11 protein-coding genes and 6 pseudogenes are annotated in these 20,097 nt (G+C 58.1%); 9 read left to right on the top strand and 8 right to left on the bottom strand.

What is annotated here, in order from left to right; translation table 11 throughout:
• Positions 1–104 precede the first annotated feature (104 nt).
• The 6 genes and pseudogenes from AVCG78_RS26235 to AVCG78_RS26210 all read right to left on the bottom strand — a co-directional run.
• A pseudogene (locus AVCG78_RS26235) lies at positions 105–3,783 on the bottom strand (DEAD/DEAH box helicase family protein); the annotation flags it as partial.
• Between the two features lie 33 nt (positions 3,784–3,816).
• Positions 3,817–4,880, bottom strand: a protein-coding gene (locus tag AVCG78_RS26230; protein WP_174083776.1) for an IS630 family transposase whose coding sequence is annotated in 2 segments (ribosomal slippage) — positions 3,817–4,386 and positions 4,389–4,880 — 1,062 coding nt in all. Because the reading frame shifts where the segments join, the coding sequence is not laid out codon by codon here.
• Between the two features lie 86 nt (positions 4,881–4,966).
• A pseudogene (locus tag AVCG78_RS26225) lies at positions 4,967–6,334 on the bottom strand (lactate dehydrogenase); the annotation flags it as partial.
• Positions 6,335–6,562: 228 nt separating this feature from the next.
• Complete coding sequence (locus AVCG78_RS26220) at positions 6,563–7,165, bottom strand: DUF1419 domain-containing protein (protein ID WP_012648950.1); 603 nt, start codon at positions 7,163–7,165, stop codon at positions 6,563–6,565.
• A 142-nt stretch (positions 7,166–7,307) separates the two neighbouring features.
• A complete protein-coding gene (locus AVCG78_RS26215; RefSeq protein WP_041699470.1) occupies positions 7,308–8,270 on the bottom strand; it encodes a DUF3991 and toprim domain-containing protein in 963 nt (320 codons plus the stop codon).
• A gap of 217 nt (positions 8,271–8,487) precedes the next feature.
• Positions 8,488–8,664 carry a hypothetical protein gene (locus AVCG78_RS26210; protein ID WP_041699469.1) on the bottom strand — a complete coding sequence of 59 codons (177 nt, stop codon included), beginning with the start codon at positions 8,662–8,664 and terminating at the stop codon, positions 8,488–8,490.
• A 759-nt stretch (positions 8,665–9,423) separates the two neighbouring features.
• Here AVCG78_RS26210 and AVCG78_RS26205 point away from each other — a divergent pair.
• From AVCG78_RS26205 to AVCG78_RS26190, 4 genes are all read left to right on the top strand, one after another.
• A complete protein-coding gene (locus tag AVCG78_RS26205; protein WP_041699467.1) occupies positions 9,424–9,783 on the top strand; it encodes a type II toxin-antitoxin system RelE/ParE family toxin in 360 nt (119 codons plus the stop codon).
• The gene (locus AVCG78_RS26200; RefSeq protein ID WP_041699465.1) at positions 9,780–10,106 is read left to right on the top strand and encodes an XRE family transcriptional regulator; all 327 of its coding nucleotides are present in this window, start codon (positions 9,780–9,782) and stop codon (positions 10,104–10,106) included. The genes AVCG78_RS26205 and AVCG78_RS26200 overlap by 4 nt, the downstream gene beginning before the upstream one ends.
• Before the next feature lie 168 nt (positions 10,107–10,274).
• Entirely contained in the window at positions 10,275–11,525 is a 1,251-nt protein-coding gene (locus tag AVCG78_RS26195) for a glucoamylase family protein (protein ID WP_041699553.1), read from the top strand.
• A complete protein-coding gene (locus tag AVCG78_RS26190) occupies positions 11,522–12,238 on the top strand; it encodes an IS6 family transposase (RefSeq protein ID WP_071584719.1) in 717 nt (238 codons plus the stop codon). Before AVCG78_RS26195 ends, AVCG78_RS26190 begins: the two co-directional genes overlap by 4 nt.
• 379 nt (positions 12,239–12,617) lie before the next feature.
• Here AVCG78_RS26190 and AVCG78_RS26185 read toward each other — a convergent pair whose 3' ends face one another.
• A complete protein-coding gene (locus tag AVCG78_RS26185; protein ID WP_041699462.1) occupies positions 12,618–13,370 on the bottom strand; it encodes an IS6 family transposase in 753 nt (250 codons plus the stop codon).
• Positions 13,371–13,899: 529 nt separating this feature from the next.
• On the opposite strand from AVCG78_RS26185, the pseudogene AVCG78_RS26180 reads away from it, so the two are divergent.
• The 5 genes and pseudogenes from AVCG78_RS26180 (at position 13,900) to AVCG78_RS26160 (ending at position 19,956) form a co-directional block, all read left to right on the top strand.
• Positions 13,900–16,111, top strand: a pseudogene (locus tag AVCG78_RS26180) (putative bifunctional diguanylate cyclase/phosphodiesterase).
• A gap of 14 nt (positions 16,112–16,125) precedes the next feature.
• The gene (locus AVCG78_RS26175) at positions 16,126–16,548 is read left to right on the top strand and encodes a helix-turn-helix domain-containing protein (protein WP_041699550.1); all 423 of its coding nucleotides are present in this window, start codon (positions 16,126–16,128) and stop codon (positions 16,546–16,548) included.
• Positions 16,545–17,489, top strand: coding sequence for a sensor domain-containing diguanylate cyclase (locus AVCG78_RS26170; protein WP_012648940.1), 945 nt, complete (start codon positions 16,545–16,547; stop codon positions 17,487–17,489). The genes AVCG78_RS26175 and AVCG78_RS26170 overlap by 4 nt, the downstream gene beginning before the upstream one ends.
• Before the next feature lie 513 nt (positions 17,490–18,002).
• Positions 18,003–18,706: pseudogene (locus AVCG78_RS26165) on the top strand (IS5 family transposase).
• A 150-nt stretch (positions 18,707–18,856) separates the two neighbouring features.
• Positions 18,857–19,956 (top strand): annotated as a pseudogene (locus AVCG78_RS26160) (IS630 family transposase).
• On the opposite strand, the pseudogene AVCG78_RS26155 reads toward AVCG78_RS26160, so the two are convergent.
• Positions 19,953–20,075, bottom strand: a pseudogene (locus AVCG78_RS26155) (IS481 family transposase); the annotation flags it as partial. The pseudogenes AVCG78_RS26160 and AVCG78_RS26155 sit on opposite strands and share 4 nt — an antisense overlap.
• Between the last annotated feature and the right edge of the window lie 22 nt (positions 20,076–20,097).

Raw genomic sequence — 20,097 nt, 5'->3', positions numbered from 1 at the left:
AAGTTTCAGTTTTACGGCTGATTTTTGCAACATGTATAAACAGGAATTTTGCGATACTCATGCGTCTTGGCAGCGTGCTTATCAGGCTATCTACCATTTCTAGTCTACAAAACCCCATCAACATCAGCCGACAAGGATCGCTCCACCTCGCGCAAAGCCTGGTGCTTCTCAACCAGTTCATCGGCAAAGGCGAAGGTGCCATCCTTCCGCGACTGATAGGATGCCAGGCGACGTCGGTATTCCTCCAACCGCTGGCGGTAGCGCTCCCGCTCCTGGTCGAACCCGTCGAGAGCATGCTCGAGGCGCGAGATGGCACCCAGAGGCGTGACGGTCTGCGCCAGTGCGCTGCAGCAACGTCTGGTAGCGGTAATTGTCACTACGGCCGAATTTTTCGCCATCGTAGACAAGATCAAAGCTTCCAACGGTGGCGATGTGGACCTTACTCTCTTGCTGTAGTTGAACGAGGGTGAGGATCTCCTTCATCAGCGCCCGGCCAGCATCCTTACGTTCGGTATAGGGCTTGCCTGTCACAGCCATGGTGAATGCTTCGCCCGACGTCGGAACCAGGCGCTCGATATCCTGGCCGATCTCGACGATGCGCCGGGTCGCGGTTTCGATCTCGCGCTCGGCATCGCGGACCTGCCTGCGGACAGCGAACAGATCGTCCTCATGGGCGGCACGCAACCTCTCGAGGCGGGCGATATCAGCTTCGAGACCAGCCTTTTGCATCAAACGTTCATCGCCACTGGCGATCGCCTTAGCCATGGCAAACTGATTTGCCTGCCCCTCGCCCATGTCTTCAAGACGCCGGATCGACGTGTCACCAGAAAGCGCTGCTGCGATGAACCGTGCCTTGCGCTCGTTGTTCTGCCACATGCTAGCGTCGAGCGAGCCTGCGTGGCATAGGCAAAGATATCGACCTCGTCGTGCTGGTTGCCTTGCCGCACGATGCGACCCTCGCGCTGCTCGATCTGCGACGGCAGCCACGGCACGTCGAGATGATGAAGCGCCTTCAAGCGAAGCTGGGCGTTGACGCCGGTGCCCATGGTCTCCGACGAACCGATCAGAAAGCGGACCTTGCCGGCCCACACGTCGCCAAAAAGGCGCTGCTTTGCCTCGGTTCTTGTAATCCTGCATGACCGCGATTTCAGAAGGCGGCACCCCCATGCGGATCAGTTCATCCCTGATCCAGCGATAGGCCGAGAAGCCTCGGGTTTTCTCGACATTGATGGTGCCGAGGTCCGAGAAGATCATCTGTGCCGCGCCCGTGAGTTCGAAGGGCTTCCCGTCAGAACGAACATACTCCCGTTCTGCGGTTTCCGCCCAGATGCGGTAAGAATTCTCGACGAGGAGATTGAGCTTATTATCGGGCTCGTTGTCATTGTCCGGGTCGACCAGACGCAGATCGATCGCCGCGTGGCGGCCATCGGTGATGACCGAGAGCAGGATGTCATCGCCGGGTTTGGTCGGCCCCTCGCGCTGCTCAATGGCCTTGATACGGGCGTCGAGAATGGTCTGATAATTTCTGAAGGACTGCGTTGGCTTCGCGGTCAGAATTTGACGCCGGCCCGTCGAGATTGCCGGCACCTTTACGTACTGGCGGAGATCGTCCGGCAACACGACATCTGCAAAGCTGCGGAACATTGCAATCAGTTCAGGGACATTGACGAAGCTGGCGAAGCGGCTGACCGGCTTGTATTTGCCGGACGGCTGGATTTCGAGCGCCGTGGTGGTGTCGCCGAATGTGCTCGCCCAGGCGTCGAATTCGTGCAGGCCGCGCTCGGCAAGCGCTTCACGGCCGAGCAGCCGCTGGATCGAGAACATTTCGCCGAGCGTATTGGTGATCGGCGTGCCTGAAGCGAGCACCAGAGCGCGGCCGGGGTTCTTCGTTTCGATGTAGCGAGACTTCACGTAGAAATCCCAGGCGCGCTGCGAGCCATTCGGGTCAATTCCCTTCAGCGTTGACATATTGGTGGCAAAGGACAGCTTGCGGAATTCCTGCGCCTCGTCGACGACGATCTGGTCGACGCCGATCTCCGAGATCGTCAAAAGATCATCCTTACGGGTCGCCAAACCTTGAAGCCGCTCCTGCAGACCTTCCTTCAGTCGCTCGAGGCGCTTGCGCGAGACGCGGTCCTCGCTGTCGACCTTGGTGAGCAGATCCTCGTAGAGCTGCAGTTCGTCCTGGATCATCTCCTGCTCGAAAGCCGCGGGCACAGTGATGAAGCGAAACGCCGAATGGGTGATGATGATCGCATCCCAAGTGGCCGTCGCGGCGCGCGACAGGAACCTGGCACGCTTGTCTTTGGTGAAATTCATTTCATCGGCCACCAGGATATTGGCGTTCGGATAAAGCGCCAGAAACTCACGGGCGGCCTGTGCGAGGCAATGGCCGGGGACGACCAGCATCGCCTTGGCGATCAGGCCCAGCCGGCGTTGCTCCATGATCGCGGCTGCCATGGTCATCGTCTTGCCGGTCCCGACGGCATGCGCGAGATAGGTCGAGCCATCGGCAATGATCCGCCAGATGCCGCGTTTCTGGTGCCCATAAAGAACGAAGGCGCCAGAGGCACCGGGGAGTTTCAGATGGGAGCCGTCGAATTTACGTGGCGCGATGTTGTTGAAGCGGTCGTTGTAGACCCGCGCCAACCGGTCGGTGCGATCGGGATCGGTCCAGACCCAGTCCTGGAAGGACTGCTTGATCTTCTGCAGCTTATCACGCGCTGCCTCGGTGTCGACGACATTGAGAACCCGGCGCTCGCCATCGGCATCCTTGAAGACATCGAAAATTTGTGGGACCCGGCTGTTGAGCGCGTCAGTAAGCAGTTCACCGGCATCACGGCGGCTTGTGCCCCATTCCGATGTACCGGCAGCACTATAGCCCAACTGCCGCGCCTCCACGGTCCAGGACCCTAGCTCCGGCAGATGATGGATGCGAATATCGGCATCCATCCTCTCCTTGACGAAGGCGACGATATCGGCGGCCGGGATCCATGGTGCCCCAAGCCTGGCAGTGATGTCGGACGGTCGCAGATCGGCCGGCTGAACTTGCTTCAGGGCGCGGACATTGCGCTCGTACGCCGGATCAAGCTCCTCTGCAGCCTGCGCGGCGGTGAGCTTGGTGCGAACCGAGCCGGAAAGATAGGCGTCGGCCGTTTGCCAGGATCCGTCGGCGGGATCGCGAAAAACCTCGCCGCCGAGATCGGCGATAACGGTGGAAACGTCGCGGTGCAACAACTCGGCGATATGATCGAGATCGACATGGCCGCGTTCGTTGAGTACGACCGCCAGCGCATCAGCCGCACTGGTGATGACAGGCGAGATCGGCGGAGCGATCACACGGGTGGCGAAGATCGGACCTGGCTTCGCCGTGTCCGTCTCCAGATCGTAATTCTCGATCGAGGCGACCAGCCAGCAATCCGGATCGTCGCGGAAGGGTGCAAGGTTCGGCTGGCGGTGGGTCTCCTTGGCCTCACCGGTCTCGGCATCCTCCTGGATCGAGACAGTGGTGTGGTTGATCGGCCCGAAGTCGCGCACGAAGCTCGACCAGGCGATACGCAGCCGGACCTGAAGGTCGCGCCAGGGCCGATCAGTCTCCTGTGCCTTCAGCACCTCACGGACCGCGTCGCGGATGGGAATCAGCTTGCTGATGATCCGGACATGTTTCTCGGAAATCCCGTCGCCCGAGCGTCCTTTGCGCACGATGACCGGCACGGCTGACCCGTCCAGCATCTGCATCAGGCCTCGACCGTTGTCGATGAAGAAGCTGCCTTCGCGGATCGTGCCGTTACCAGGCCTAATACCAACCTGCATTGATCAGAACTGACGAGCCCATTTTCGGCGGCCGATGGTCATGATGCGCCAAGGCTGATCGACCAGCTTGTTCCAAGCCTCGCAGCAGTGGTCGAGAATATTGTCGTGGGAGGTAAAAACGCGATTGGAAAGCCAGTTATCGCGCATGAATTGCCAAACGTTCTCGACCGGGTTCAGCTCGGGACACTTGGCGGGTAGCGCGATGATGCTGATGTTGTCGGGGACCTCGAGCTTGTCGGTCATGTGCCATCCGGCCTGGTCCATCAACACCACGGCGTGCGCGCCCGGCGCTACGGCGAGCGCGATCTCAGCGAGATGTAGCGACATCGTTTCTGTGTTGCAAAAGGGCAGGATCAGCCCGGCACCCTTGCCCTGTTCGGGGCAGATGGCTCCGAAGATGTAGGCCGATTTCGTGCGCTGGTCCTTGGGCGCCGAGGGTCGTGTTCCGCGTCTGGCCCAGCGCCGTGTGATGGTGTTCTTCTGACCGACGCGGGCCTCGTCTTGGAACCAGACTTCTATGGACGTGCCCTTCGGGAGGCTTGTCCGGACCTTTGCCACTTCGGCAGCAAAGCCCCCTTTTTGAATGTCTCCATGGCCAGCTCGTTCTGCGCATGATGACGTGGTCGCGCGGTCAGCTTCACATAGCCCAGCTTTTTCAACTCGCGGCTCACGGTGGTTTCGTCGAGCGACACCGCGAACTCCTCGTGCAGCAAATACACAAGGTCGATCAACCGCCAACGCACGACACCATGGATCGCCGGGATCGGCCCGCGCTCGACCGCCTCGACCAGCGCACGACGCTGGGCATCGTTGAGGATCGACGGCTTGCCCGGCGCCTTGCCGTCCAGAAGACCGTCGGGGCCACGGGCATTGAACCGGATCACCCAGTCCCGCACGATCTGAAGGGTCACCCCGCCAATCCTTGCGGCCTCGCTCCTGCTGCTCCCCTCGTAGATCTGCGCCAGGGCCAGCAGTCGCCGGGCCTGCGGCGCGCTCTTTGATAATCGCGCCAGTCGCCGGAGCGACGCTCCGTCAAAATCTTCCCGCAAGCCGATCGCTTGTCCCATCGCCACGTCCTTTCGATGCAGGACGCCATTGATTCACACTTTCATCGCTTTGGGAATCCACAACCTGAGTCAGCCTCAACGCAGGCTGGTATTAGATCAACGATATCACCGAGTTCCTCCTCCAAGTCGATGTCCACAGGCGTCGGCCCACCGTCGTAAATTCCTTCGGGAAGAAGGGCGATGGCCTCTTGAAGCACCACTTCCAGATCCTCCCCGGTGCTTGGCAGGCAGGTGTAGGTCTCACCGAACGGACCCGAGGTCAGCGCATGTTCGCCCAGCACCAGACCCGGGTGCCGAGCAAACCAGCGGTTGACGCGAATAGCGCCTTCGTCCTCTGTCGCGGGACGAACTTCTTCCAGATCGAGCCAGTCCTGGTCGCCCTCGGCTTGGCCGACCTTGCGCTTGCGGAAGAACAGGATGTCGACGACGACATCCGTGCCGGCGTCGCGACGGAAGCTGCCCTCCGGCAATCGAATGGCGGCGCTCAGGTCCGCAGACCTCGCAATATGCTCGCGCGCTGTGGCATCCGCCTTGTCCATCGTGCCGGAGCTGGTCACGAAGGCGGCCAGCGCACCGGGCCTCAACAGATCGATTGACCGTGCAATGAAGTAGTCATGGAGGCGAAGGCCGAGCTTGCGATAGGATCGGTCAGAACGGACGCTGCGATCGGAAAAGGGCGGATTGCCAATGGCCAGGTCATAGATCGGCGCCAGATCGGTGCGGGCAAAGTCCGCGTTGATGATCCGCGCCCTCGGCTGAAGCAGCCGGGCGATACGGGCGGTGACCGGGTCGAGCTCGATCCCGGTGACAAAGCTGTTGTCGCGATAGGCTTCGGGCATCAGTGCCGGAAACAGCCCCGTACCAATACCTGGCTCCAGAATGCGTCCACCACGCCAGCCGAGCCGTTGCAGGCCAGACCAGATTGCCCGGATGATAAACTCCGGTGTGAAGTGGGCATATTGGGTGCAACGGGCGAGTGAAGCATAGTCGGATTCGGCGACCGCCGTTTCCAGCGATGTGCCGAGATCATCCCAACCCTTGCGAAACTCCATCTCACCCGGCCTGCGGAACATGCCGTTGGCAAGCTCCGATGCCCCGAAACCCGTGAAGCGGATCAGCTTCCTCTGATGCTCGCGGGTGACGGGTATGTTGTGATTTTCGATCTCGTTGGCGGTAACGATGGCGGCGACATTCATCCGTGCCCGCTCCTTCCAGCTTGCCGCAAGGCCGCGGTCTTCGCTGTCGAGATAGAAGTTGGCGCGATGCCCCTGTCTGCGCGGCGGCTGTTTGGTCGCGCTGACGGACAAGGCTGCGGCGGGCGCGGGCGGCGTCGGCTCTGGTTCATCATCGTTGGCAGGGGCTGAAAAGCTGCCGAAGGCCGTGACGCCGAGACCAAGTCCCGGCGAGAGAGCGGTATTGCCGAACATATCGAGTGTGAAGGGATTGTTGCTCATGAAAAGGCTCCTTGGAAAACGAGCAAGCGCCGTCGTCCCCGGCCGGCAGAACGGCACGGAGATGGTCGCGGGGGTGTTGGAAGATTGGATGTGAAAGCCGTGGTCAGGGGTGGATCAGGCTGATGAAAAGGGACGTGTCGTCCGTGGTAATCCGCAGATGCGTCGCTGACCACGGACCGACACAGCCCGAACGTCGGTGGCAGGAAAAGTGAACATGTCACGCCCCCGTCACGCCGCGATCGCGTCGGGCAGATATCGCAGATGCACCGGCAGTTTCGCGGATATCTCGGTATCGGTGAGCTGGTCGAGCCGCTTCAGGAATGTGCCCTCCTTTCCGCCGTAGATCAGGACCGTACGCTTGCCATGATCGCTTGACGGCCAACGTTCGCCGGCATAGCCGCGATAGTCATCCGCCGTGCTCGACCAGATATGCTCGAGACGCTCTTCACGCGTCATCGCCCGAACGGGCCGGGATTCGCGCTCGATGATCGCGTTGCGCATGCGTTCGGGAGAGCCCTTGTCAGCCAGATCACAGTAACCATGGAAATAGCGGATGTGCCCGTCGATCAAGAGCGTGAAAAAGATGCTGGTGATCGAGCCGGTCAGGAACTCGCGCATGGCGAACATCTCCCCCCGCATCCACAGCGGCGGGAGGATCTCGAGCATGTAATCGTGGCATGTCTCGCCAATCTCGAACCATTCACCGCTGTAGAGCGCACTGTCGTCGCCCTCCCATCGGTTCGGGCGCTGCGCGTGGCGGTCGAACATGCGGAACATCTGCCTGATATCGGCAACACCTTCAAAAACTTTGCGGATGGTGGAGAGGGTCATGATCGGGCTCCTTCAGCCTCGTCCGAACTGGAGCGCGGCGGATCCTCATGGTCGCCATCGTCTCTTCAGCCCTTCCTGACCCCTCCCTTCAGGCCGCCTCTCCGTCCGGGCGGGTCAAGGGCCGGCACAGCCGGGCGAAGCTTCACCCTTGACGCGGCCGGCGGGCATGCGGCAGGCCTCGTCTCCCCTCGTTCTGCTTTTCCTGCTTTTCCTTTTCTCGCGCGCACAGTGCGTCGTTCCAGTCTTCGTCCGGAGGCGTGAGGCGCAGCCAGTCGCAACCAGCCTCATCGGCGATGTCACGCAATCGGCTGGCGAAGGTCTCACCTTGGATGTTGGCATCCGTGGCAGCGACAAGTTGGATGCCGGCACGCGCGGCAAGCTTGCGCACCGCAGCATCGGTGCTCGGTGACCACCCTCCTCCAGTGCTGAGATAAAGACTGCCCTCCCGCAACCCTTCGAAGGCGGCAAGGCTCATGGCATCGATCGCGGCTTCGGTGACGCAGAGACGGAGCGCATCGATAGCTCCGAGCCGGAAGAGCACTTTCGAACCGCCGGTCGAGAAGCCGCGCCAGTCGGGGCCGCGTTCTTCCCAGCCGGAAATGGCACCATGTTCATTGACATGCGCGGCCCACATGCTGCCTTGTGGACCCTCTCGCAACACATCGTCACGTATAGCGGCGCGGATGATGGTCTCCGATAGGCGGCGTTCAACCTGCAGATAGCGCCAAGTCATCGACCCTCGCCACGGTTTGCGGCGCTTCGCCCAGCGCTCCGGAATGGTATCAGACGGCGCGGGATCTCGAACAGTTCGGCTCCAGACCGGTTCGTTCGCAACGAAGCCGACCAATGCGGCGACCTGGTTCAGGCTTTCGACGAAGGAAAGTCCATCGAGGTGTGCGGCGAGGTTGAAGACATCGCCCTTGGCGTCCGAGAGCGGGTCGAACCAACCCCTCCCTTGGTGGATGACAATAATGATCTCCGCGCCGCGCCGATATTTAACTGCCCGTCGGGTGCTTTCCTTCACATCGACTGCAAAACCGGCCTGCTCCAGCACAACGGCGCACGGGACACGGTCCCGCAGATCTTCCAGTTTTCTTTTCTCCATTCCTTTGCCGGCGCTCCTGCGTCCGCCTTTCTTCGTGATTTTTATCTCCCCGCGGTTTGCGGGACCGTTCTCGACTGTCCGCGAAGAGCAAAGGAGGCAAGGGCGCGGCTGGCAACCTGCAGATCTGCAGGTTTGTGCCGATGCCGAGAGGCCAGCCGTGGCGAAGCTTCCCTTGCCGCCTGCCGCTCGCAAGCGGCACCTGTGAAAAGGAAGGGTCTCAATGAGACCCACCCGGAACATATTCATGGACGATCTCCAGATCGTCTTCGTCATCGAGTTCGTCGCTCGGCAGAACGCCGAACTCGTCGCCCGTCCGGAAGAGTGTGACCGGAACCATCAGGGTGCGGGAAAGCTGGAAGGCGTGGTTCTGCGCAAGGGAAAGATTGGTGTTCATCTGAGGGCTCCATCTTTGGAGCGGGCCATTCCCGCTCGATGCTCCCGTCAGTGTCCGGAACCGGTCGCGATCACCGCGAAGGCGGAGCCGGAGCGGCCGCAGCTTGCTAGCGGACCCCGTCAGCGGGTTGATCGACGGAGATCCGGGGCCGGACCAGGAAGCCATCCATCAAGAGCGGGAATGGGCTGTCTCCTATGGGCCCGCCTCCGACCGACAATGATCATGCTAATGCAGACCTCATCGCTGCCCCCGATACCTTGGTGCTTGGTTCTTTCCACCCCGGCATCAGTTTGGGGTCAATGCTTACGAATGGTGGAGACGGCTCATATGCGACGTGGAACCCCGAATTCCGCGGCGTCGATTATCTCGTCGTTTCGCGCATAGGTGCATTGCACAATTTTTGTTTGCGCATCGCATATATTCTAGGCATAAAGCCCATAGCTGATGCACGCGACGGCCTCCTCCCAGTGCCATCGCATCAGCTGTTCCCCCCTGGAGGTTTTAACCTTCACACTTCAAGGGCCTCGGTTTTCCGGTGGCCCTATTTTTTGCCTAGTAATCGGCCGACTTGCGGAGGCCGCATCGAGAATCCATCTCGCTCCTAAGCAGGTACAGATGACAAACTCGCTGGAATCGATTGAGATCGCAGACACTTGCAACTTAGTATCGTCGTCACTTGCCAGTCGAAAGCGATCGAGTTATTCCATCTGTGGAATATCGCTTGAAATATTCCACAGATGGAATACATTTGGAGCATCGATGAGTTGGAGCGTTGAATATACCGATGAGTTTGGTGAGTGGTACGCGACGTTGGTCGAAGCCATTCAGGACGATATTGTAAGGGTGGTCGGGCTTCTCGAAGCCAAAGGACCCCAACTCCCCTTCCCATACTCATCCGGCATCGAAGGCTCCAGGCACGAACATATGCGGGAATTGCGGATTCAGAGCGGTGGTGAACCCTACCGGGTATTCTACGCTTTCGATCCGCGTCGCACCGCTATTTTGCTGGTCGGTGGAAATAAAACCGGCGACGACCGCTTTTACGAAATCATGATTCCGGTCGCTGATCGCCTATATGACAATTACCTGATCGAGATCGGGAAGGAAGGGTTGATATGACTGGACATCGCTCCTTTAACGACCTGCGCAAGAGTATGGCGCCTGAACGTCGCGCCCGCAATGATGAAGCAACCAAGGCAATTCTCGAGGAAATGGCGTTGCATGAGCTGCGTCAAGCGCGTGAAAAGACCCAGCAGGATGTAGCGCGCGCACTCCACGTGAAGCAGCCGGCTGTCGCAAAGCTGGAGCAGCGTGCCGATATTTATGTCAGCAACCTGCGACGCTACATCGAAGCTCTTGGCGGCACGCTGGAGATCACAGCAAAGTTCCCCGATACCTCAGTCAGCATCAAGAATTTCAGCGAATTGGCCACCGAAAAATAATTTTTCGCCTTGATGAGATACGAACCGACAACCCCTTGTTCGGATTGGGTGATTGGGTCATCCAATCTCGTCGAAAGCGAGAGAGCTTCGATTCCCAACGGCTGGTAACGGCAAAATCGTATCGCCGCCATGGCACGATGCGTCGCAAGCGCCGAGATTTCACAGCATATGACCAATACGCCGCCATCCCGCTCAACCCCGCTCGAAGAACTGCTCGATCGCGTTCAGAGGACGACGATTGCCTATTTCTGGGAGGGTGCGCATCCCGTCAGTGGCCTTGCCTATGATCGCAGGTTGACCTGGGGTGATGCGCGCAACGATCTCGTTTCCATCAGCGGCTCGGGATTTTCGTTCCTGGCTATCATTGTCGCCGTCAGCCGTGGCTGGATCGACCGCGGGCAAGCGATGGAGCGGATGCTTCTGACGGTCGCCTTTCTGAAGGATGTGCCGCGTTTCCATGGCGCATTCCCGCATTTCATCAACGGCTCAACCGGAGAGGTCGTGCCTTTCTCGCACCGTGACGATGGCGGCGATCTCGTCGAGACCGCCCTCCTTCTACAAGGCTTGATATGCGCACGCCAATATTTCGATGGCGAGGCACCAGGAGAGCGTCCGCTACGCATATTGATCCAGGAATTGGTCGATGAGGTCGAGCGGTGTTGGTACGCGCCTGAGCCATCCAGGCCGCTGTATTGGCATTGGAGCCCAAAGCATCAATGGAAGATGGCGCTTCCGATCACGGGTTGGAATGAGGGGCTGCTCGCTTACATTCTTGCTGCGGGCGCGGGACGCCACGCAATTGACGACAATGTTTTTCATCACGGTTGGGCCGGAAATGGAACATTGCGAAATGGCAATGGCTACTACGGCCACATACTGCCGGTAGGCCGGCCGTTCGGGGGTCCCCTCTTCCTGGCGCACTCCTCCTTCTGCGGCCTCGACCCAAGCAGGATGCGGGACCGATATTGCGACTACTGGGAACAGAACGTCGCTCATGCGTCGATCCACCATGCTCACGCCGTGGCCAATCCGCACCAGCATGCCGGCTATGGTGCGGCTTGTTGGGGGCTGACGTCGTCGCACGGGCCAAGAAAATATATCGCCAGCGCGCCGGACAATGACCGCGGGATTATTGCCCCAACGGCGGCACTCTCGAGTTTTCCATACCTGCCAGAAGCGGCTGAAGCCGCGCTCAGGTATTATCTTGTGGCTGCCGATGGGCGGCTCTGGGGCCGCTACGGATTTGTCGATGCGTTCGCGGCCAATGGACGGTGGATTTCGAAAAGCTACCTCGCCGTAAACCAGGGGCCGATCGTGGCGATGATCGAGAACCACCGGTCGGGGCTTCTATGGAATCTCTTCATGGGGCACTGTAAAGTTAACCTGGCATCGATCAACATTTGGGATCTTGTGGCATGACCAGATTTGCCCGTGATCCTCTTTATCGTCTCCATCGATTTACAGCCGAGGTGATTGCCCATGCCGTTTGGCTCTATTTCCGGTTTCCGCTGAGCCTGCGGATGGTCGAGGATATGCTGGCTGCCCGTGGCCTCATCGTCTCTCACCAAAACGTGAGGCTCTGGGCGGAGAAGTTCGGTAGACATTTTGCCAATGATATCCGCAAGCGATCTGCCGGCAGGCTCGGTGACAAATGGCACTTCGACGAGGTTGTCATCACGATCGCCGGCAAGAAACATTGGCTCTGGCGCGCCGTCGATCAGGACGGTTTTGTTCTCGACGTGCTGGTGCAAAGCCGCCGCGATGCCAAGGCGGCAAAGCGTTTGATGCGAAAGCTTCTGAAAGGGCAATGCCGTGCGCCGCGTGTGATAATCACCGACAAGCTTCGATCCTACGGTGCGGCGAAGCGTGATATCATGCCCGGTATCGAACATCGCTCGCACAAGGGCCTGAACAATCGGGCCGAGAATTCTCATCAGCCTGTCCGACGGCGTGAAAGGATTATGAGGCGCTTCAAGTCAGCGAGGCACCTTCAACGGTTCGTTTCCATCCACGATCCGATTGCCAACCTCTTTCACGTTCCCCGCCACGACATTCCATCCACCCATCATCGCGAATTGCGAGAAACAGCCATGCAAACATGGTACCAAATCGCTGGCATTCAAGCCGCCTAAACCAAAACCTCAACCCCAAATCATGACTGCGAAGCGCTAAGTTTACATTGCCCAGCGATGAGCTGACAAAGCGCATCGAGAGTTTTTTGAGGCCAAACGAATTGGTGAGGTGCTGATGGTGTGATGACAAGGGTCGAAACCCGGATCGGGATAATCCGCTTTGCGACGAGCGCGAAAAGCGCGGGGGCTTGTTTGGAACCTGATCTGCGGACTTCATCATGGCCAGCGGCAGTCTTGAGAGGCCGCAATCAAAGGCCGGACACATGCCTGCTACCGACCAACCTGTCAAAACACCAAAATAATCCTTGCCAAACGGAGGCCGTCCACACATGTCGCAAAGATTTTCGTGGGCCGCGATTATCCCCTAAACGGTGTGCATTTATACTTTGTTAACCTTTTGCAGTCCGAAGAGGCGCGCAAGCAGATCGTTCTGGTCGTTGACGATCCAGCCGCCGGAATAGCCGAAGCCTTTCCTCAACCACAGCATCGCCTGGAAACCCGCGATGGTTCGCCGCGCAGTGTTGAATGACTGGACCCCGCCGATCTTGGGCATGTTCTTCTTCAGCCGGAAGTGATCGCTTTCGATGCCTTGTTGGAGATGCTTGGTGGCATAGTGCACAGGATCTGGATGCAACAGCCCGCTATCGACCAATGTTTTGATCGCCGACGGAAACGTATTGGCGCCATCCGTGCCGATCTTATTCGGTGACAACAAGGGCTCGTCCTTCAGCATCTTGCGGAAGAACCGCTTGGCGGCATCAAGATCGCGCTTTGCCGTCAGCAGAAAGTCGACGGGATTGCCGTGCTTGTCGATTGCGCGATACACGTATCGCCACTTGCCGCGGATCTTGACGTAGGTCTCATTGACGCGAACCGAGCCGCAATGTGGCCGACGAAACTGACGTAATCGCTTCTCGATCATCGGTGCGTAGGCCAGAACCCAGCGGTTGATCGTGCTATGGTCAATCTCGAAACCGCGTTCCCGGACCATTTCCTCCAAATCGCGATAGCTGAGCGGATAACGCAAATACCAGGCAACCGCCTGCACGATCAGCCACGCCTCAAAATGTCGTCCCTTGAAATCGTCTTTCGATTGGCGTTTCAGCTTCTCGGTAATGGCATTCAGAACCATCGGTACGCTCCGCAACAATAGGAGCGGAATTTCTCTTCCGATGGTCAACATACCGTTAACCGAAAAAACTGCGACAAGCCCGGCAAAGCTTTGCAGGCCAAGCGCCAATCCGCGTTGAGAATCTATCCCATGCTCAGAAAAGATTAAAACATTAACCTGTTCCATTGTAAAACAAATTGGGGCTGCGCGCAGCCTTGGGGCGTAGTAACCCCGAAGTACGTCGGTTGGTGCCTGCCGACAAGGCACCGGATTCCTTGACCTTTTTGGGTCGGGGAGCCATGGGCGCATGTCCAGGTTCCTCCGAACTAAAGGTCCATGGGACCGGGCGTACTCGGTTTACTAACTCCCCGATCAAGGGGTCAGGAAAGAGGCTTGGGGGCGTACCGCAGATTCTCCTACTGAGGCGACCGGAAAGGCTCGCTTGAGAACACTCTCCCTTGTGTTAACGGCATGATGCCGTACTGTTGCGTCGGATGAGAAACCGGCGGTCGGGTCATTTTGATTGCGACACCACGGGAAGGTTCTGTTCATGAAGCCGTTGATTGATAAATTTCGGCGTGCACTGGAGGTTTCGGGCGAAAACCCTGAATTGCTGAAAGCACAATATCTCGCGTTCTCACCGCAAATGCCGTTGATGTACCTCATTTTGCTTTCGAGCACCCGGGTGGTCGCGGGAACCCACATGCCGGTTGCACCTCTCTGGCTCTCGATAGGCATCCCAAGCATTCTGACAATCGGATGCGTTATGCGCATCGTCCACTGGTGGAGATCCCGCCACTCCAAGCCAACGCCATTCACCGCGCTGAATGCCCTGCGATGCACAAACCGATTGGCGTTCGTAATCGCGATCGCTTTCAACGGCTGGTCATTCTTCCTCTATCCTTATGGCGACGCCTACGCCCGCTCACACCTCGCCTTCTATATGGCGATCACGGTGATTTCCTGCATCTTCTGCCTGATGCATCTGCGCTCGGCCGCTCTGACGGTAACAATCATCGTCAACGGCGCATTCATTTTCTTTTTCGCTGCGACCGGGCAACCGACTTTCATCGCCACCGCCATCAATATCGCACTGGTTTCGATCGGCATGCTGGTGATCCTCAACATCAACTATGCCACTTATCTCGCAGATGGTGACGAGGCAGACCGAAGCACGCCGCAAGCAGGAGGAACAGGGGCGGCTGCTGCGCATGATCGACGACATGCCGGTAGCGGTGATGACCGTCGAACCCGAAGGTTTTACGATCACCTATGCAAACGAAACCTCGAAAGATCTCATCCGCAGCATCGAGCATCTTCTGCCCCTGAAGGCCGACGGTCTCCTTGGTTCGTCTATCGATGTCTTCCATCGCCATCCCGAGCACGAACGACGCATCCTGTCAGACCCCAAAAACCTGCCGCACAATGCCCGCATCGATCTCGGCCCGGAAGTTTTGGACCTGAAGGTGTCCGCGATCATGGCGGATGACGACACATATCTCGGGCCGATGCTGACTTGGGCGATCGTCACAAAGGAAGTGGAAGCGGAACGGCAAATCCGCCACCTCGCCCATTACGACACACTGACCGGTCTCGCCAACCGTGTGACGTTCAACGAGAACATGGATTCCGCCCTTGCCCTTCCGGGCGACGGACCCGCCCTCCTGTTTATTGATCTTGACGGCTTCAAAATAGTGAATGACACCAGTGGTCATCGTGTCGGTGACGAGTTCGCCATTCTGGTTCCGCATGTTGAAACATCCGAACTTGAAACTTTTGCGTCCCGTATCATTGAAACGCTGTCTCTTCCCTACGATCAAATCCTGATGGGTGCGTCCATCGGAATAGCTATCGCGCCAATACACGGCGACACCGGAGAATCGCTGCTGGCGCGTGCGGACATTGCTCTTTACGCTGCGAAAGCGGCGGGCAAGGGGACACACAGGACGTTTAGCGAAAATATGGAGAGCCGGATACAGAAACGGGTCCGCCTCTGTGCAAAGCTCCGGACGTCGCTTGCAACACGTCAGGGCATGTTCGTTTTCTATCAGCCGATTATTGACGCTCACACCAAGAAGATAACTGCACGCGAAGCCCTTGTCCGCTGGCTTCACCCTGAGCGGGGTTGGATTTCGCCCGCCGAATTCGTGCCGATCGCTGAAGAAAGCGGGCTGATCGACCAGCTCGGCGACTTCGTTCTAAATACCGCGTGCCTTGATGCGGCCGGGTGGAGCGATGCTGCACGGGTGGCGGTCAACGTATCGGCCGCGCAACTCGGAAAAGGAACCATCGCATCGGCCATTCTAGCGGCACTGACCCGTTCCGGGTTGTCCCCTTACAGGCTGGAAATCGAAGTGACCGAAACAGCTATGCTTTATGATGAACATGGTGTGATTGGCGATTTGCGCCGCATTCGCGACATGGGTGTTCGCGTGGCGCTGGATGATTTCGGGACCGGCTATTCGTCCCTTACCCATCTGCGCGCCTTCCCCTTCGACAAGATCAAGATCGATGGCTCATTCGTGAAAGATGCCGTCGAGCGGCCGGAGTCGGCCGCGATCGTCAGGGCAATCGCTGATCTGGGCAAGCGTCTCGGCGTCACGACCGTTGCTGAGGGCGTAGAGACGGAAGCGCATCTGATCCGCGTTCTTGAAGAAGGATGCACCGAAGTTCAGGGCTATTTTTATGGCAAACCGGTCCCGAGCGAACGGGATGCAGGAACGATAGCAGAGTTGAACCATAGGAAGGTGAAAACAGCATGAGTAATTTCGAGGACATGAAGAGAGGACCAAAGGTACCTAATCCCGTCGATATCGAAGTGGGGGAGCGCATTAAAGCACGGCGGCGCATACTTGGAATGAGCCAGGGCAAGCTTGCCGAAGCTCTGGGCGTGACATTCCAGCAGGTTCAGAAATACAAAAAGGGCAAGAACCGCGTCGGCGCAAGTCGGCTGCAGAACGTCGCAACCATCTTTGGTGTGCCGTTTTCGTATTTCTTTCCCGATCAGAGTTCCGGAACTGAGGGCGATATCACGTCGAATCCGGGCAAGGAGATCACCGCGTTTCTCGCAAATAACGAGGGCCTTGATCTGAACAGGGCTTTCGCCCTGATCAGTTCACCACTCGTTCGCAAACGCGTCGTGGGCCTCGTAAAATCGATCTCTGAAGCAGGTCTTGGTGAAGCAGGGAGTGGGGGATGAAGGAACTTTTCGAGCGAGCGGAAACGGGTTCGGCAACATCATTCCGCGACCTGCATATCATCCTCGATGCCATGCCTGTTGCCATGTCCTGGGCGACCCTTCCGGGCGGGGACATCCGTTTCGTCAATCGCACCTTTATCAGGTTGTTCGGATATCCTGAAAGCCGTTTCGCAACCGTCGATGAGTGGATTGCAGAAGTCTACGCAACGTCGGCAGAGCGGCGTACCGCCCGCGAACGTTGGGCCGCTCTCTGGAGGGGAGACCAATCGGGCATTGCGGAAATCGATCCGCTTGAATGCCGGGTGCGTTGTGCTGATGGGACATATCGCACAACGCTCCACCGCGGGACCTTACTTTGGGATGTCGGGATAGGGATCGCTACTTTCGAGGACATTTCAGATCGCAAAATTGCCGAAGACGCCATCCGTCGCATCGCAATGGAAGATCCTCTTACCGAACTCGCAAACCGCCGGGCGTTGCACGAGCGCTGGGAAACCGAAGTCACATCGGCACCAACGAAAGCCAACCTCAAGCTGGGGGTCCTGCTCGTTGACCTCGACGGTTTTAAGCCGGTCAACGACCGTCTGGGGCACGAGGCTGGCGATCAAGTCCTGAAGATGGTTGCCGATCGCCTGCGCAACGCCGTCCGCGATACGGATCTCGTCGGCCGGATTGGTGGCGATGAGTTTGTGGTTCTGTTGTCCAGCCTTCAGAGCGACACACAGGCAGAGGCTATCTGTGATCGCATCAATGCCACCTTTGACGCGCCATTCGTATTTGATGTGGAAACGATAACCCTTGGCGCGAGCATCGGGGTCAGCCTTTATCCGCAAGACGCCACAGATCTGGCCGGTCTTATACGGCAAGCCGATCAGGCTCTTTACAGACGAAAAAGGACAGGGCGGGGTGGTTGGGAATGGTTCTCCAATCCCGCCGCATAAACCAGAGCAAGCGCCACGGCATCGTAACGTTAACCCCTCGGCGATTGCCCTGTGCGATTTTGCGGCATGACCCAAACCGTTCGTGATCCCCTTTATCGCCGCCACCGGTTCCCAGCTGAAGTGATTGCTCAGCGACGGCGTTGTCCAGATCGGCGATTCATGCATCTAGGAGGCCCGGATAGCTAGCCAGAAGCGAGCCAATCCGGGCCTTAGCTTTGCCCAGGCAATGTGGGGCATTCGGGGCAAAGCGTTAGACATCGAGATCGGTGGCAACGATCCGACGGTTATAAAATATACCAAATATTGTTCTTGGTCTTTAAAGTTATTTCCCATCGCGTGATCGTGTAGACGTATTTGATGACGAGAAGTAGCCTCGGATACTGGAGATTGGCGCTTCCTATGCTACCGGCGGATCTGCATCCTGTAAGAGCCTGACTGAAAAAGAGTTGAGTGAAATCAGCCAGTTGTGCTTCCTTTCGGATTTGCTTAAAATTCGATGGAGACCGCAATGGGCTGACTGATTTCATCCGTCGTCAATATGGCCGACGGACGGGGCGTTATGCAAGTGATGTTACCGACAGGGAGTGGTCGCTGATCGCTCTGTTTATGCCGACGCCACGCAGGCTCGGCGGCCCCCGCAAGACGGAGTTGCGCGAGGTTTTGAACGCACTGCTTTATATCGCGTCTTCCGGATGCCAATGGCGGATGTTGCCGAAGGATTTTCCACCCTATTCAACTGTGCAGGGTCACTTCTACGAGTGGCGGGCGACTGGCCTTTGGCTGCGGATCAACCATCATCTCGTCATGGAGACGCGAGAACTGGAGGGAAAGGAAGCCTCGCCAACGGCGGGGTGATCGACAGTCAGAGTGTCAAAACGACTGAAAGCGGCGGGATTGCGGGCTATGACGCGGGCAAGAAGATCAAAGGTCGCAAGCGTCATATCGTTGTCGACATGCTCGGTTTGATGGTGGGGCTCGTCGTCCACAGCGCTGACATTCAAGACCGCGATGACGCAGTGGCGGCTCTCAAAACCGTCCTCCGACGCTTTGAAGTGCGGCCGCGTCGCTGGGTGGTGGAGCGCACATTCGCCTAGCTTGGCCGATGCCGGCAACTGGCCAAAGATTGGGAGAAGTCAATCGCTTCCGCTGAAGCCTGGATGCTCATCGCCCACATCCGAATTCTCACCCGCAGGCTAGCAAGGTACCATTTCTATTGAGTTCTTTTCGAATCAGGTTCCAACGCTACTGATTTCAGCATAAATAACAAGACCAGATGAGCGATTTACGGCGGCAAAGCCGCTAGTAACGTGGAACTAAAGTAGGCATCATTTTATTTTGCTTCTGTTGTAACAGCGGGAGTTTGATTGATGGTCGGCAGGCAAGCGGGCTTTGTCGCTCTGAGCGACGAGGATAGAAATTTTCTTGAGTCTCAGGTGCGGCGGCACAAGGCGCCGCGCTCGCTGTCGGATCGATGCCGGATAGTTTTGCTGTGCGCGCAGGGCTTGCGGAGCAAAGATGTTGCCGAACGCCTTGGCGTCCACGAGCACACGGTTGGCAAGTGGCGCCGCAGGTGCGTGCAGGGTGGCATTGACGGGCTGACCGACGAATATCGCGCAGGTCGGCCACGAACCGTCTCTGACGCCCAGGTAGCTGAGGTCGTCGAACGGACATTGAACACCACCCCGAAGGATGCCACGCACTGGTCTATCCGTTTGATGGCAGCCGACCGCGGGCTGTCGCACACCACCATCCGTCGGATATGGACCGCGTTTGGTTTGCAGCCGCATCGTTCGGAGACATTCAAGCTGTCTTCCGATCCCCTGTTCGTTGATAAGGTGCAAGACATAGTCGGCCTTTACATGTCGCCACCTGATCGGGCAGTCGTGCTATGCGTGGATGAGAAATCGCAAATCCAGGCACTGGATCGCGAGCAGCCGGTTCTGCCCATGGCGCCGGGCATCGCCGAGCAGCGGCGCACCCATACCTATGTCCGCAACGGCACGACATCCCTGTTCGCCGCGCTCGACGTTGCGACTGGCGCGGTAATCGGCCAGTGCTACAAACGTCACAGGGCGACCGAATTTCTCGACTTCTTGAAGCGGATTGACGCCGAGATGCCCAAGGGGCCGGACGTGCATTTGGTGATGGACAACTATGCGACCCACAAGACGCCGAGGATCAAGGCCTGGCTCGCACGCCGCCCGCATTGGCATGTTCACTTCACGCCAACGTCAGCCTCCTGGATCAATCAAGTCGAGCGGTGGTTTGCAGAGCTGATGCGCAAGCAATTGCAACGCGGTGTCATCGTTCCACCGCCGAACTGGAAGCCGACATCGACGCGTTTATCGCAACGCACAACGAGAATCCCAAGCCATACAGATGGGTGAAATCCGCCGGCCAAATCCTCGCCTCCGTCAAGCGATTCTGCCAAAAAACAATGAGCCGAACTTCAGATTCCGGTGACTAGGTGTTTGGTCCCAACATGTCATGGCTTGGGTTTCGAATGAAGATTTCCGGCTTTTTCTCGCTGAGTTGGCGGATGGCTTCGTAGGGTGTTTTGAATCGTAACGCTTTGAGCTGTTTGGCGAGCAGTGTCGTCTTAAGTTTT

Origin of the sequence: Gillisella vitis, from assembly GCF_021559775.1 — a bacterium.
GTDB classification, from domain to species: Bacteria; Pseudomonadota; Alphaproteobacteria; order Rhizobiales; family Rhizobiaceae; genus Allorhizobium; species Allorhizobium ampelinum.
This window is presented reverse-complemented; position numbering and strand designations above follow the sequence as displayed.